This window comes from Acinetobacter sp. NIPH 298 (assembly GCF_000369505.1).
Taxonomy (GTDB): domain Bacteria; phylum Pseudomonadota; class Gammaproteobacteria; order Pseudomonadales; family Moraxellaceae; genus Acinetobacter.
Window position 1 is genome coordinate 1,356,042 of sequence record NZ_KB850055.1, and the last position, 12,566, is coordinate 1,368,607.

At 39.6% G+C, this 12,566-nt stretch carries 18 protein-coding genes; 2 read left to right on the forward strand and 16 right to left on the reverse strand.

Features of this window, described 5'->3' with window-relative positions; translation table 11 throughout:
* Window positions 1–4 precede the first annotated feature (4 nt).
* On the reverse strand, window positions 5–685 hold the full coding sequence (gene pyrF / locus F903_RS11325; protein ID WP_005197156.1) for an orotidine-5'-phosphate decarboxylase: 681 nt from the start codon (window positions 683–685) through the stop codon (window positions 5–7).
* A 111-nt stretch (window positions 686–796) separates the two neighbouring features.
* Window positions 797–1,345, reverse strand: coding sequence for a helix-turn-helix domain-containing protein (locus F903_RS11330; protein WP_034595156.1), 549 nt, complete (start codon window positions 1,343–1,345; stop codon window positions 797–799).
* Window positions 1,346–1,433: 88 nt separating this feature from the next.
* Here F903_RS11330 and F903_RS11335 point away from each other — a divergent pair, with 88 nt between their 5' ends.
* Both F903_RS11335 and F903_RS11340 read left to right on the forward strand, forming a co-directional pair.
* On the forward strand, window positions 1,434–2,090 hold the full coding sequence (locus F903_RS11335; RefSeq protein ID WP_005197158.1) for an AzlC family ABC transporter permease: 657 nt from the start codon (window positions 1,434–1,436) through the stop codon (window positions 2,088–2,090).
* A complete protein-coding gene (locus tag F903_RS11340; protein WP_005197160.1) occupies window positions 2,087–2,413 on the forward strand; it encodes an AzlD domain-containing protein in 327 nt (108 codons plus the stop codon). The genes F903_RS11335 and F903_RS11340 overlap by 4 nt, the downstream gene beginning before the upstream one ends.
* An 87-nt stretch (window positions 2,414–2,500) precedes the next feature.
* On the opposite strand, the gene F903_RS11345 is transcribed toward F903_RS11340, so the two are convergent.
* The 14 genes from F903_RS11345 to F903_RS11410 form a co-directional block, all read right to left on the reverse strand.
* Entirely contained in the window at window positions 2,501–2,866 is a 366-nt protein-coding gene (locus F903_RS11345) for a lipopolysaccharide assembly protein LapA domain-containing protein (protein ID WP_004671371.1), read from the reverse strand.
* A 14-nt stretch (window positions 2,867–2,880) separates the two neighbouring features.
* Window positions 2,881–3,183 carry an integration host factor subunit beta gene (locus tag F903_RS11350; RefSeq protein WP_004671373.1) on the reverse strand — a complete coding sequence of 101 codons (303 nt, stop codon included), beginning with the start codon at window positions 3,181–3,183 and terminating at the stop codon, window positions 2,881–2,883.
* A gap of 156 nt (window positions 3,184–3,339) precedes the next feature.
* Window positions 3,340–5,022 carry a 30S ribosomal protein S1 gene (gene rpsA / locus F903_RS11355; RefSeq protein ID WP_005197163.1) on the reverse strand — a complete coding sequence of 561 codons (1,683 nt, stop codon included), beginning with the start codon at window positions 5,020–5,022 and terminating at the stop codon, window positions 3,340–3,342.
* Between the two features lie 114 nt (window positions 5,023–5,136).
* A complete protein-coding gene (gene cmk / locus F903_RS11360) occupies window positions 5,137–5,817 on the reverse strand; it encodes a (d)CMP kinase (RefSeq protein WP_005197167.1) in 681 nt (226 codons plus the stop codon).
* Between the two features lie 9 nt (window positions 5,818–5,826).
* A complete protein-coding gene (locus tag F903_RS11365) occupies window positions 5,827–6,267 on the reverse strand; it encodes an SRPBCC family protein (RefSeq protein ID WP_004671377.1) in 441 nt (146 codons plus the stop codon).
* A 70-nt stretch (window positions 6,268–6,337) separates the two neighbouring features.
* On the reverse strand, window positions 6,338–6,844 hold the full coding sequence (gene tadA, locus F903_RS11370) for a tRNA adenosine(34) deaminase TadA (protein WP_005197169.1): 507 nt from the start codon (window positions 6,842–6,844) through the stop codon (window positions 6,338–6,340).
* A 5-nt stretch (window positions 6,845–6,849) separates the two neighbouring features.
* Window positions 6,850–7,974 (reverse strand): enoyl-CoA hydratase/isomerase family protein, encoded by a 1,125-nt coding sequence (locus F903_RS11375; protein WP_171063479.1) that lies wholly within the window; start codon window positions 7,972–7,974, stop codon window positions 6,850–6,852.
* Window positions 7,971–8,684 carry a uracil-DNA glycosylase gene (ung, locus tag F903_RS11380; protein WP_005197172.1) on the reverse strand — a complete coding sequence of 238 codons (714 nt, stop codon included), beginning with the start codon at window positions 8,682–8,684 and terminating at the stop codon, window positions 7,971–7,973. The genes F903_RS11375 and ung overlap by 4 nt, the downstream gene beginning before the upstream one ends.
* 44 nt (window positions 8,685–8,728) lie before the next feature.
* Window positions 8,729–9,325: a 6-pyruvoyl trahydropterin synthase family protein gene (locus F903_RS11385; protein ID WP_005197174.1), complete on the reverse strand. Its 597-nt coding sequence runs from the start codon at window positions 9,323–9,325 to the stop codon at window positions 8,729–8,731.
* A gap of 102 nt (window positions 9,326–9,427) precedes the next feature.
* Complete coding sequence (gene gspK / locus F903_RS11390; RefSeq protein WP_034595157.1) at window positions 9,428–10,387, reverse strand: type II secretion system minor pseudopilin GspK; 960 nt, start codon at window positions 10,385–10,387, stop codon at window positions 9,428–9,430.
* Between the two features lie 5 nt (window positions 10,388–10,392).
* Complete coding sequence (locus tag F903_RS11395) at window positions 10,393–11,010, reverse strand: type II secretion system protein GspJ (RefSeq protein WP_171065283.1); 618 nt, start codon at window positions 11,008–11,010, stop codon at window positions 10,393–10,395.
* On the reverse strand, window positions 11,010–11,396 hold the full coding sequence (gspI, locus tag F903_RS11400; protein ID WP_004671386.1) for a type II secretion system minor pseudopilin GspI: 387 nt from the start codon (window positions 11,394–11,396) through the stop codon (window positions 11,010–11,012). The genes F903_RS11395 and gspI overlap by 1 nt, the downstream gene beginning before the upstream one ends.
* A complete protein-coding gene (locus F903_RS11405; RefSeq protein WP_005197180.1) occupies window positions 11,383–11,934 on the reverse strand; it encodes a pilus assembly FimT family protein in 552 nt (183 codons plus the stop codon). The genes gspI and F903_RS11405 overlap by 14 nt, the downstream gene beginning before the upstream one ends.
* An 8-nt stretch (window positions 11,935–11,942) precedes the next feature.
* The gene (locus tag F903_RS11410; RefSeq protein ID WP_171063481.1) at window positions 11,943–12,554 is read right to left on the reverse strand and encodes a TetR/AcrR family transcriptional regulator; all 612 of its coding nucleotides are present in this window, start codon (window positions 12,552–12,554) and stop codon (window positions 11,943–11,945) included.
* Window positions 12,555–12,566 lie beyond the last annotated feature (12 nt).

The window sequence follows — 12,566 nt, forward strand, 5'->3', positions numbered from 1 at the left end:
AGATTTAAATCGAAGCTAAAATCGACTTTAACATTTCGGTTGGGTTGTCTGCTTTGGTGATTGGACGACCAATCACTAAATGCGTAGAACCATCTTGCATTGCTTGTTTTGGTGTCACGATACGTTTTTGATCATCGGCATTTGAACCTTCAGGACGAATACCTGGCGTTACCAGTGCAAAATCTTGTCCTAGCATTTCACGTAAGATTTTTGCCTCTTGTGCAGAACACACCACACCATCCAAACCACTTTCTTGTGTAAGTTTTGCTAAACGCTGTACCTGCTCAACGGGTTCAATATCTAAACCAATATCACGTAAATCTTCACGTCCCATCGAGGTCAAAACAGTCACTGCAATCAATTGAGTTTGATAATTTCCCGCCTTCAATCGCTCTACACAAGTTTCCATCATCTTACGACCACCAGATGCATGGACATTGACCATCCAGACACCTAAATCAGCAGCCGCACAAACGGCTTGCGCTGTTGTATTTGGAATATCATGAAATTTTAGATCAAGGAAAACGTCAAAACCTTTATCTTGTAAGTTTTTAACAATAGATGGACCTTCACGAGTAAAAAGCTCTTTGCCCACTTTTACACGACAAAGTGACGGATCAAGCTGATCTACAATAGTTAGGGCGTCAAATTGGCTTTTTGCGTCTAAGGCAACAATAATACTCACGAATCTAGTTCCATCACATAAAAATCAGTTCATTATAAGATGATTAATAAAATGAACAAAGTAAGAAAGCATCCATAATGAAAAAAGCTTTCTCACCACGATACCTTTCAGCTATCTTTGCTCAGAAATTAATATTGCTCTGGTATCTTGTTCCAATGCTTCGAAAATATGTTCTTGGTCGGCAGGATAACAAATATAATCCCCTTCACCTAACAACACAGAATCAGAAATCAATCCAACCCTTGCTCTGCCTTTCATGATAATAATATGTTCAATACTGCCTATCGAATGTGGTTGACTACAACGAGGTTCGCCAGGTTGCGTTGTCAAAATATATACATCTCGTCTAGCTCCTGTTGGACAGGTTGCCAATAGAATTGCTTGATAATGTGCAATCTCCGAAGAAACAGATGGTCCTTCTCCAAAACGAATGACTTGCGTCTGAGCAATATTTGTTTCCATTAACTTCGCGAATGGAATTTCTAAAGCAACACATAAAGCCCATAAAGTTTCGAGACTAGGATTGCCTTGAGCCGACTCTAGCTGAGATAAGGTCGATTTAGCAATACCTGCTCGACGAGCAAGTTCAGCCAAAGATATACCGGCCTTTTGTCTTTCTCTTTGTAAACCTTTTGCAACAATTTCTATTGGTAACGCCATAAAACACCATAAAGAACGAACGTTCGCTTTGACGAACATGTAAATATTATTCTATTATATCGTACGTTCGTTTTATATAGAAAACATAATGCAAAATAAAGACCGATATAATCTAATCAAAGCCATAATACTTATATCTATTGCAACGGGTATTGTTGGTATTTCACTCGGTTCAGTTGCAGCTAGCTTCAATCTGCCGATTTGGATACCTTTACTCCTATCTATTACCGTACTTGCAGGGGCAGCCGAATTCACTTTTATTGGGATGATTGCAACTGGTGCAAACCCAATTTTTGCAGCACTGACTGGCATATTAATCAATTTGCGCCATTTGCCATTTGGACTCTCGGTCGCAACATTTATTGAGAAAAATAGGTCTAGGTTTATTGCTTGCCATATTATGAATGATGAAAGTGTCATGTTTGGATTAAGCCAACAATCGCCACAGTTAAAAAAGTGGGCATATTGGATGTGTGGCTTAGGGATTAGTCTTCTTTGGCCAATCGGTGTTTTGATCGGTTATCTATTAAGTAAAGCTATTCCAGATATTTATGTATTTGGCATTGATGCTGCATTTCCAGCAATTCTTTTCGCATTAATTTTGCCACTATTAAGAAACAAAACAACTCGAAACAGAGTTTTTATCGGCACCACACTATCTTTAGCTTCAATCCCTCTACTCCCAACGGGCTTACCCGTTTTAGTGTCAATGTTGGGTTTACTTTTGGGGAGTAAATCAAAGTGATCTATGGTCAAAGCTATATCTTTGCTGGAATCGTTATTTTAGCTTTAGGTACATATCTGATTCGTTACTCAGGATTTTATTTAGCCAATCGTATGACAATCAGAGAACATCATAGACAACTCCTATCTGACTCGGCTTGTGTACTGCTCTTTACATTAGCTGTATTCAATACGCTTTTCACCGAAGGTCACTTTAGTGGCATTAGTAAAATTATCGGTGTTTCCGTTGCTATTATTTTTGCTTGGAAAAAATACTCCCTTATTATCGTTATTTTAGTAGCAATGATGATTACCGCGATCTTAAGATATCTTTGCTTTCCTTAAAGTAAAAAAATAGCTCTTTAATCAAATAAAGAGCTATTTTTTTAGGTGTAAAATCGCTGGATTTTAAAGCACTTGAAATATCTTAAATTATAGCGGATTACGAGGTTGGCTTTCTGGATTAATATCCATCACCGTTTTCTCATGTCTCACACTGGCTGCAACTTCTGCTGCAGCTTGCTGAGCAAGTTGAATTTGCTCTTTGCGAAGATGGTCAATATCTTTACGTAATCGCTTGATTTCCCAACTCGTTTGAAAAACGCGAAAAACCTGTACGCCTAGCAATAATCCAACCACAACACCCAATGCTAAAGTCAATAAAAGCAAAAGACCTAAACGCATGGCAGGAACTTGAGTAAATAATAAATCTACTGGCAGCTCTGTTGGGTTTTGAAGCACTAAAGCAAGCGAATAGCCAAAAATAACAACGAGCAATGCAATTAATACATAACGCATAAACACCTCAACTCTTAATCAGCGGTTTCGTTTACTGCATCACGAAGTGCTTTACCTGGTTTAAAATGAGGAACAGCTTTTGCCGCAACATCAACAGATTTACCAGTTTTAGGATTTCGACCTAAACGTGGCTCACGGTGATGTAAAGCAAAGCTACCAAAACCACGAATCTCGATACGATCACCCGTTGAAAGTGCTTCAATCATTTGATCGATCATAATCTTAACAGCATCTTCCACTAATGGTTCAGCCAAGTGTGGGTTTTTAAGTGCAATCCGTTCAATTAAATCAGATTTATTAAGTGCTTCAGTAGTCATTGATGACCTCTTTAATTATTGCTACTTCTCAGTTTTTTAATAATAACCTGTTTAAATACAAAACGGTAGCGCAGTACATCAATACTACGCTACCGTTTACAGTATTTTTGTATAAAAAAGTACGTATCTGTTACAAGAAACGTACCTTTTAACAAATTACTTCATTTGAGCTTTAATTAAGTCACCAATGGTTTTAGGACCATTGCTTTCTGCAGTTTGAGTTGCAGCAGCTTGACGAACAGTGTTCACAGCTTCTTTCTCTTCAGCTTCGTCTTTCGCTTTGATAGACAAGTTGATAGAGCGAGACTTACGATCAACATTGATGATCTTCGCTTCAACTTCTTGACCAACTTCAAGGAACTTAGTCGCATCTTCAACGCGATCGCGGTTGATTTCAGATGCTTTAAGAGTCGCTTCGATGTCATCAGCAAGTTTAACTGTTGCGCCTTTAGCATCAACTGCAGTTACAGTACCTTTAACTAAAGCACCACGTTCATTCGCAGCTAAGAAGTCATTGAATGGGTCGCTGTTTAATTGCTTGATACCAAGGCTGATACGGTTACCTTCAGCATCTACAGATAAGATAACTGCTTCAACTGTGTCGCCTTTCTTGTAACGACGAATCGCTTCTTCGCCTTGTTCGTTCCAAGAAATATCAGACAAGTGTACTAAACCGTCGATTCCACCAGATAAACCGATGAAGATACCGAAATCAGTGATTGACTTGATCGTACCAGAAACTTTTTCGCCTTTTTCATTTGCTTTAGCAAACTCTTCCCATGGGTTAGCACGAGTTTGTTTGATACCCAATGAAATACGACGACGTTCTTCATCAACTTCAAGAACCATAACATCAACTTCGTCACCGATCTGAACAACTTTAGATGGGTGGATGTTTTTGTTTGTGTGGTCCATTTCTGAAACGTGTACTAAGCCTTCAACGCCTTCAGCGATTTCAGCGAAACAACCGTAATCAGTTAAGTTAGTTACACGCGCTTTAACGATAGAACCTTTAGGGTAACGGTTCATGATCGCTAACCATGGATCTTCGCCTAATTGCTTAAGACCTAAAGATACGCGATTACGCTCACGGTCAAACTTAAGTACTTTAACTGTAACTTCTTGACCAACTTCAACAACTTCTGAAGGGTGTTTGATGCGTTTCCAAGCCATATCTGTGATATGAAGAAGACCATCAATACCGCCAAGATCAACGAATGCGCCGTAATCAGTAAGGTTCTTGATTGTACCTGTAACTGTTTGACCTTCTTCAAGCTGAGCAAGTAATGCTTCACGGTCAGCTGAAGATTCAGCTTCCATAACTGCACGACGAGATACAACAACGTTGTTACGTTTAGCATCAAGTTTGATTACTTTGAACTCTAACTCTTTACCTTCAAGGTGAGTAGTGTCACGGATAGGACGCGTGTCAACTAAAGAACCCGGTAAGAATGCACGAACAGGACCGATGTCAACAGTGAAACCGCCTTTAACCTTACCAGAGATAACACCAGTAACGATTTCGCCGTCTTCAAAGATTTTCTCAAGCTTAGTCCAAGTTTCAGCACGTTTTGCTTTTTCACGTGATAAAACAGTTTGACCCATACCGTTGTCAAGTGCTTCAACCACTACGTCAACAGTATCACCAACTTGAACTTCAAGTTCACGTTGTTCATTTAAAAATTCAGCACGATCAACAACGCCTTCAGATTTAAGGCCAGTGTCAACAGTAACCCAGTCAGAATCGATACTAACAACAGTACCTTGGATGACTGCACCCTTTTCAACGTTGAGGTTTAATTCACTTTCTTCAAAGAGGGCTGCAAAAGATTCGGTCATGATATACCTGATAAAGTCCGCGGTCTTGGATCAGACAAGGCCGGTTTAGTTAAGTTGTTACATTGTCCAAAAAATCTGATCAAGCAATGCTTCAACTGATAAAAAATTGTGTATCTATTTTATACGGCTATTGATATAGTCAACCATCAACTGAAATACTTCATTGATACCTATTGTAGAACTATCAATGACATACGCATCGTCAGCGGGTCTAAGAGGAGCAACTGTACGCTCCATATCTCTTTTATCCCTAGCCTGTATGTTAGATAAAATGTCGCTTATTTTAGCATCAAGACCCATGCCCTGCAACTGTTTTACACGGCGCTCTGCACGAGACTCAGCCGACGCCGTTAAATAAATTTTAGCTTGAGCCTCTGGAAAAATCGATGTCGCCATATCACGACCATCTGCGACCAATCCAGGCGCTTGAATAAATGCACGCTGGCGTTCAAATAATGCTTTACGCAATTCAGGAACAACTGCAACTTTAGACGCATATTCACCAACCTGCTCAGTCCTGATGGTATTGGTCACATCAACCCCATCCAATAAGGTGAGTGTAGCTGTATCCGTCGTTTTGAACTCAATATCTAAATTTATTGCACAATCAATACATTGTGCCAACTTAATATCTAATTGGTCGAGCAAGCCTTGTTGAAACAATGACAGCCCAAGTAGACGATAAAGTGCGCCAGAATCTAATAAATTATAATGATAATGAGCAGCAATTTTCGCAGCCAAAGTCCCTTTACCAGATCCACTTGGACCATCAATCGTAATAATATGAACTGTCATTCCCATCTCTTATGCGGCAACTGATTTCGCTAATTTTGAAAAACCTAGTGTAATCGCTGCTTTGAGTTGTGCAAGAACTAATTTGCTTACAAAAGGTGCTTTTGCTGTAAATTCAATCTTATAGGTTACCAAAGTGATATAGGGGGTGATTTCTTTGAAATCAATTTGCCCTAAATGGTGCTTAACCAACGGATTATTGATTAACTTGTATTCAATACGCTGGTTTTCTTCCAACAACGTGATTTCTTCTTGCAGTGGTTTAATTGGACCAAAACCCATACGACGAATTGAACCAATACCATCTGGACGTTCAGGATCGGCAGAGTCTTTTACTCGCACCACTTGTAACGGTGCAAACGCTTTATTATAAGTCGCGTGTTTTGACAACAAGTCAAAAACCTCAGAAATAGGTGCATTAAATTCTTTTTGTATGGTGATTGCATTACGCATAGTTTCGCCTTTTTGATTAAACCAAAATCATCGGAGGCTTAGTTTGCCATAACAGCTAAGACATTTTTAATCATTTTAGGACGTTTTTTGATAAACGATTTTGCTTCTTTTCACTTCTTCTTTGTTTAAAAAAATCACTAAGTTGGGTTGAACATTGCGCTTGCAAGCAACCTTGTTCAAAGACAAATTTATGGTTGTAATAACCATTTTCAAGCAGTTGACGGGCACTGACCAGTGAACCCGCCTTAGGCTCTGTGGTTGCAAACACAACACGTTGAACACGTGCATGAATTAAAGCACCCACGCACATGGTGCAAGGCTCGAGCGTGACATAAAGTGTGGCATCATCAGGAAGGCGGTAATTATTCACAGATTGACAGGCCATACGCAGTGCTTGAATCTCGGCATGTGCTGTCGGGTCAGAAAGTTTAATTGGGGCATTATAGCCCACCCCAATTATCTCACCTTGGCTGACAATAACAGCACCAACAGGAATCTCGCCCTGAGCTGCCGCTAATGCAGCCTGCTCATAAGCAAACTGCATCCAAAATTCATCATTGCTATTATTTTCGCTCATACGCCTTAAACAATAATACCGTATTGTCTTAATAACGCATTCCAACTATCAATATTGGTCACAGGAGGGCAATCAGACAAAATATCTTTTAAGGTGATGTTCTCGGTCGCTTTCCATTCTGGAGAAAGATCTTTATCGACCAAGCGCGCGCGTACGCCTTCTACAAAGTCAGGATGACGGATTTTCCAATCAGAAATCTGAGCTTCTAGCGCAAAAACCTCATCCCAAGCATGTCCTTGTTTACCCCACTGCCAAAGCAACCAAGTAATAGCAGCCGTACTTGGCGAGCCTTTTTGCAAATTCTCACTTGCTTGGCGCAACCAATCACTGCTTGCCTCACTCAACCCAATAATTGCTTGATAATCAAATTCAAAGTTTTGACCACGACAAACACTGTGAATAACATCGATCGAATTTTGCAAAGGACCTGCGGCAACCGGACGGTGAAGACTATTTAATGTGTCATCAATGGCACGGAAAGCACCTGCTGGATAATGATTCCAGTCTACATTTAAGACTTTTTGCAAGACATTATCACGCTGCGCTTCACAAATATGAGTTGCCCAGCCGATGCTAAATGCACCTGCTGCAGTCATAATTGAACCAGTTAAACCCGTAAATAGCCCAATTTGTCCTCGATCTGCAAGGAATCGACTTCCACCGACATCTGGATATAAACCGATATTGATTTCTGGCATAGCCAAACGTGAATAAGGTGTAACCAAACGAAATGGTGCAGCCATAAATAGACCAAGCCCACCACCCATTACATAACCTTCACCCCATACCACAATCGGTTTAGCATAATTGTGAAGCAATAAGTCTAATGCATATTCTTGCTCGAAGAATTTATTTGCAGTATTAACCTCATTATTTACAACCAGTTGACGAAGTTTACGCACATCGCCACCCGCGCAAAAGGCTTTAGGTGTAGTTGAGTCTAACCAGATCGCTTTAACACTTTCATCATCATGAAAATGCTCAAACACGCGAAAAAGTGCACTTACAATAGATTCATCTAATGCATGTAAAGATTTTGGTCGGTTTAGGCGAATCACCCGCCAACCATTTTTTTCTTGCTCAATAACCAAATCAGGATGATAGCTATTTAAATCAGGAGAAGTCATTATGCGTCCAATTGCCAGTCTATAGGCTCAATGCCATGTTGTTTCAAATAATGATTGCTTTTAGAAAATACTTTACAGCCAAAAAAACCACCACGGTTTGCCGCCAAAGGTGATGGATGAGCTGCGCTTAATACGAGATGTTTATTACGATCAATACGTTGTCCTTTACGCTGTGCATAAGCACCCCATAAAACAAACACCACGTGTTCGCGCTGCTCATTTAGCACATCAATCACAGCATCAGTAAAATCTTCCCAGCCTTGTTTTTGATGTGAAGTTGGTTGTCCTGCCTCTACGGTCAGCACACTATTCAACAACAACACACCCTGCGCTGCCCACTTGCTCAAATCACCATGTCGAGAAATAGGCACAGCCAAATCACTGTGCAACTCATGAAAAATATTACGTAAAGAAGGTGGTAATGCAACACCTCTTTGTACAGAAAAACTTAAACCATTGGCTTGATTTGGACCATGATATGGATCTTGACCTAAAATCACGACCTTTACTGCACTCAAAGGCGTTGTATTTAATGCATTAAAAATATGTTTGCTTGGTGGGTAAATCGTCTTCTCTGCAAGTCTTTGCTGTTGCAAGAACGCGCGTAAATGATCCATTTTCTGGCTGAGCAGAAACTCGGACAATGAGATTTTCCATGATTCATCCAGCTGAACTTTACTTAACTTGTCCTGTTGCTGTTCAGTAAATTGCATCAATATTCCTTGAAATAAATTCACTCCCTTGAGTGAGGACGTACTTAAATATTAACTTGTAGTTCTACATTCGGGTTTTGAAATCTGATTCCCTTTTTCAAGCGCTCATACATTTGTGGATCACTCCACTCACTTTGAACCTGCTCTGAGAAAACGATTTGATCTAGGCTCAACATGCCCATTTGTTCATTATCAATATCTTCTTGAAAACTTTGTGCATAACCCGTATCAGTTTCGTGAACAATCACCGAATAAACCTCAACATCCCCTTCGCCATTTTGGGTAACTGTTGAATTTAATACCTGTTGCGCAAGAAAAAAGAAAATACGAGAAAATTGTTCTGCTGATGGTGAAACAGGCAAAGCCACCCAACGTGCGCTAAAGGTTTTGCATGCATCAATATACGCAGCATCGTCTTTTTGCCAATAACAAATCGCATGATCAAAACTATCAAATAGTTCTTTAATCACGCCTTTCAGCAGCCCAAAATCATAAACCATTTGCCCATGATCTAACTTTGACGCTTTTAGTAATAATTCAACTTTATAGCTATGCCCATGAATCGAACGCTTACAGCGATCCGATGTACAATTCCGTACGATATGAGCGTTTTCAAACTTAAATAATTTACGAATTAACATGCACCAAGCTGATCTTTTTTGCAAACAAACTTTATTATAAAGCAAAAAAACAAGCATTGGGATTGAATTTAAATCTTGTGACTATTCAATAATCCAATCTGATCACTTAAAAGGAGCAAGACTTCTAGAATAGACAGTAACTTGTTTATCTTGACGGTGCATTGAGCTGCTAAATTGGCGCTTGCGCTCACTTAAAACAACTTCTATTTGTGCAGTAAAAAAAGAGGATTTACTGTCTAACCACGCCGCCGCATCTGCCTTATTTTGCTGATCTATTCCTGAAAAAGCATTGAGCTTCCATAAATCCTCAACATTATTGAAATATGATAAATCAGCTTGTTTTGTTTTTAATTCTTGCTCAACAGCATTGACATCGACGCTTGGATCAATACTTGCGAGCAATAATGCAGGTGCCGTATTCATATTAATTTTAGTTGGTTCTGGCAATGCCGTAATATATTGCTTAATCAAATCGTAGTTTTTCCCTTCGAAGCCCCTAACCAACTTCAACTCTTCAACACTATGAAATTTGGTATTTGGAGCTAAATAAGAAGGATCTAATCCTTGATAATAATTACTCTCCGCACCCATCGCACCTGTTGTTTCATCATCAGTATCTTGCCAATCGATCACAGCTTGGCTTAGCTCTGCGGGCAAACCAACACGCTGTAAAAGTTTTTCAAACCAGCGACGAGCCAAATCATCAACTTCATTGCCATTTGCTTTTACCAAATTATTTAAGTTGAATTTTCCAGATTCGTCCACTAAACGACCTTGAACAGTACCACCATCAACAGGAAATGATGGCATTGGTTTGGCCCAATTCTCCTGTAAATGATCAATATTGTTACCATTATCGCTATCTTGTATTAGCAACTCTGAGAAAAATGCCTCAGCACTTTTAGCATAAAGCAAAGATTGATTTTGACGCATCAAATAGCCTGTATTCTCAGCACTATTGCTTTGTCGTTTTGCGATGGTTGCTGCAAGAATCGTCGCGAGCGCAACCATAACCAAGATCGTAAGCAATGCAATACCACGTTGAGACGCGTATGTCTTCATAGCAATCACTGACCACCCTGATTGTTACTGACCAAGCTATATATCCACTCATAGTCTGTACCTGCGACCGTGAGCTGGATTTTAAAACCTAATGGTAATTTTTTTAGTTCATCCACATTATTTGGATCACCCATGTTTTCTGGCCACTCAGACAATTCTTGAGGGTTCAATACCAGTACTTTAAACTGATCAACATTTTCCAACAAAGTACTTGAGATCGGCTGCACACGATTTGGGATATTTAAATTTGCATATTTCAAGCGATATACTTTTTTTTGTGCTTCATCAAAACGATATTCTATACGTTCGTATGGTGATAAGCCTTGCTTCAATGGATCTGACACACCAGCTTTACTAAACATAAAACTTTGATCATATAACAGCACAGCGGCTTGCAGTTGTCGTCCATCATTGGCAGTCAAGGGAATAATTTGCAAGCTATCTCTTAAAACCTGTTGGTAAGCATCCTGTAACGCGAATAAATGCATTTCATGTTCTGCATTACGATCTTTGACTTTCAGCAAATAGTCAAACACCTTCCAACCCAACATCGAAAGTACAGCAAAAATCGCAATCGCAACCAGCAATTCCACCAAAGTAAAAGCTTGCTGTTTATATTTCATCATGTCTTCGCTTGTTCAGGATAGTTAAAAAATACAATATTGCTAATACCTGCTTCTACTTTATCCTGATCAACATTAAACAAACTTATCTGTAACTCAATACGTTGTATTTTGGGACTAATTGTAGGTTCGGCTTTTTTATCAATTTGCCACGTTTCGCCCTGCGAAGAAACTTGCTTGGATTGCGTCCCATCCAACCACTCTTTATTCATTTCCATCATCGCAACTTCATTCATTGCAACAAATTGGGCTTTGGTCCGCAAAATCGCATTTGAAGTTGCTTGAGTGTATTGCATTGCAATTTTAGTCAATGCGATCGCAGCCACTGCAAAAATCGCAAGTGCGACCATGACTTCAAGTAAGGTAAATGCCTTATTCTTCTTCATTCACTTTACCCAAATGATCCAGCGACAGCTCATGTCCAATCGGTCGTTGCTCATAATAAAATTGAATTCGAACAGGCTTCACCTCGCCATTTCCAAACCAAATCAGTTGTGGTGCCCTGCCACCTAACAGATCGTCATTCTGTGCTCTTTTATAATTTTCAGTATCTAAACTTTGAATGCTAAAAGACACATTTTTCGGTAACTGACGAGGTTTAAACTCCTTATAAACCTGCCAAATACGATCCGCATGTTGGATTTGTTCATGACTCTGATCGTAATATTCAAATAGGTGATAGCTAAATGGCGCAACATCAGTTGCATTCTGGGTATTTAATGCAAAAACTTTCGCCTGATCTGTTGCTTCTTTATTAATTTTTTTAAGATCAAGGATAAACATTTCTCTGGCTTGCATCGCTCGGCGTTGATCAACACCACCAATATTCAAGACCACCAACGATGTCATGACGGTCATAATCACAATCACCACCATGATCTCAATCAGGGTAAAAGCTCGTTGCGACCTCAGTGAAGACTTCATTGTATTGGTCACGAAGATGAAACTTGTTCAAGCTGCTTAGGCATCGCCAAAGCTTGTTCAATGTAAGCCACTCGTAATGTATCTCTAGAACCTAAATAACGCTGATAAAAACTTGAGTTCAGGATCACAGCCGCTCCATAGGTCAAAGACCAAATAGATGCTAAATAATCACGGGTCGTCATCGCACTATTAATATCAAGCAAATAACTTTCCGTCATGCGAATAATAATACGTAAACGTTGGCGACGAATCTTATACAACTCACTAAATAACTGCTGGATACCTTGTGCTGTCGTAGATAAACGCTCTTCTATCTGATGAAATAACGCTGTGCGCTCAGGATGATGAAGATGGTGCAACATAAAAAAAGCCAAATGTTCAGGAAAACTTTTTTCTATATCTTGAATCATTTCTAACAACATTCGTTCATTGCGAATAATCAATAACATATATAATTCATCTTTACTCTGAAAGTGCTTATATAACGTACCTTTCGCAAGATCCAACTCAGCCGCAAGAGCATCAAGCGTCATGCCCGCTTCGCCATTTTCTAATAGGAGTTGCTCCGCGATTTGAAAAATTAATACTTCTCGTGCTCGAAACTGAGCTTGACGATCCATTTTCACGTAATA

Coding starts and splice junctions, on each gene's coding strand:
- F903_RS11330 (WP_034595156.1), bottom strand. CDS start 1,345: ATGGCGTTACCAATAGAAATTGTTGCAAAAGGTTTACAAAGAGAAAGA.
- F903_RS11335 (WP_005197158.1), top strand. CDS start 1,434: ATGCAAAATAAAGACCGATATAATCTAATCAAAGCCATAATACTTATA.
- F903_RS11345 (WP_004671371.1), bottom strand. CDS start 2,866: ATGCGTTATGTATTAATTGCATTGCTCGTTGTTATTTTTGGCTATTCG.
- F903_RS11350 (WP_004671373.1), bottom strand. CDS start 3,183: ATGACTACTGAAGCACTTAATAAATCTGATTTAATTGAACGGATTGCA.
- rpsA (WP_005197163.1), bottom strand. CDS start 5,022: ATGACCGAATCTTTTGCAGCCCTCTTTGAAGAAAGTGAATTAAACCTC.
- cmk (WP_005197167.1), bottom strand. CDS start 5,817: ATGACAGTTCATATTATTACGATTGATGGTCCAAGTGGATCTGGTAAA.
- F903_RS11365 (WP_004671377.1), bottom strand. CDS start 6,267: ATGCGTAATGCAATCACCATACAAAAAGAATTTAATGCACCTATTTCT.
- tadA (WP_005197169.1), bottom strand. CDS start 6,844: ATGAGCGAAAATAATAGCAATGATGAATTTTGGATGCAGTTTGCTTAT.
- ung (WP_005197172.1), bottom strand. CDS start 8,684: ATGCAATTTACTGAACAGCAACAGGACAAGTTAAGTAAAGTTCAGCTG.
- F903_RS11385 (WP_005197174.1), bottom strand. CDS start 9,325: ATGTTAATTCGTAAATTATTTAAGTTTGAAAACGCTCATATCGTACGG.
- gspK (WP_034595157.1), bottom strand. CDS start 10,387: ATGAAGACATACGCGTCTCAACGTGGTATTGCATTGCTTACGATCTTG.
- F903_RS11395 (WP_171065283.1), bottom strand. CDS start 11,010: ATGAAATATAAACAGCAAGCTTTTACTTTGGTGGAATTGCTGGTTGCG.
- gspI (WP_004671386.1), bottom strand. CDS start 11,396: ATGAAGAAGAATAAGGCATTTACCTTACTTGAAGTCATGGTCGCACTT.
- F903_RS11405 (WP_005197180.1), bottom strand. CDS start 11,934: ATGAAGTCTTCACTGAGGTCGCAACGAGCTTTTACCCTGATTGAGATC.
- F903_RS11410 (WP_171063481.1), bottom strand. CDS start 12,554: ATGGATCGTCAAGCTCAGTTTCGAGCACGAGAAGTATTAATTTTTCAA.